This is a genomic window from Micromonospora qiuiae, from assembly GCF_016863555.1.
Taxonomy (GTDB): Bacteria; Actinomycetota; Actinomycetes; order Mycobacteriales; family Micromonosporaceae; genus Micromonospora; species Micromonospora qiuiae.
The window spans coordinates 1-818 of sequence record NZ_BOPC01000195.1; the positions used below are offsets into that span (position 1 = coordinate 1).

The window sequence follows — 818 nt, forward strand, 5'->3', positions numbered from 1 at the left end:
GCTGCGGCTCGCGGTGGAAGTTCACCGCCGCCGGCTTCCACGACCTGTCGGTGACCGGCTCCGGGCTGCGCCGCGTCGTGGACACCGTGGCACAACTGGCCTCGTTGAAGATGAAAGCGTGGGAGCGGTCGCCCGCTCGTGGATTACTCAAACTCTGATGGCGACGAACCGATGTGTCCGGCGGGCCATCGTGTTGCCCGCACACTTGTAGAAAGAGATGCGCGATGTCCCACCCTGCCACCGGTCGTAGTGGCGACCGCACCTGGCTCGTCGCCGTCGCCGCCAGTTTCTGGGGTTTCTCCAGCCTGCTGCGAGAACCCCTTTCCCGGCAACTGCCGGTGTTGAGTGTCGTCCTCGTCGAGCACATCGTCCTCGTGCTTCTCGTCTCGCCCTGGCTGATCCCCGCGCTGCGTTCCCTCGGCCGGTGTAGTCGGCGTACCAAGGTGGGTGTGCTGGTCATTGGTGCGGGATCATCGGCGCTGGCTACCGCACTGTTCACTGCGGCTTTCCGGCTAGGTGATCCGATCACGCCGCAGGTGCTGCAAAAATTGCAGCCGTTACTCGCCCTCGTGCTGGCTGCCGCCCTGCTCGGCGAGCGCGTCACCCGGCGGTTTCCCTTGTTCGCGCTGCCGGCGTTGGTCGGGGCGTGGCTGCTGGCCTTCCCTGATCCATTCGGTGTGACCATCGGCGGCGCGAGCGCGGCGGCGCTCGCGGTCGGCGCGGCCCTGCTGTGGGCCGCTGGAACTGTGCTGGGACGAATGGTCAGTCATGAGCTGTCCTTTGTGCACGTCACCACGTTGCGGTTCGCCGTCGGCCTA

Annotated in this window: 1 protein-coding gene; it reads left to right on the forward strand. The window is 66.4% G+C overall.

The annotated features are described in order from the left end of the window. Positions 1-224 precede the first annotated feature (224 nt). The coding region (locus Vqi01_RS30375; RefSeq protein ID WP_204038562.1) for an EamA family transporter at positions 225-818 on the forward strand (594 nt) is incomplete at its 3' end.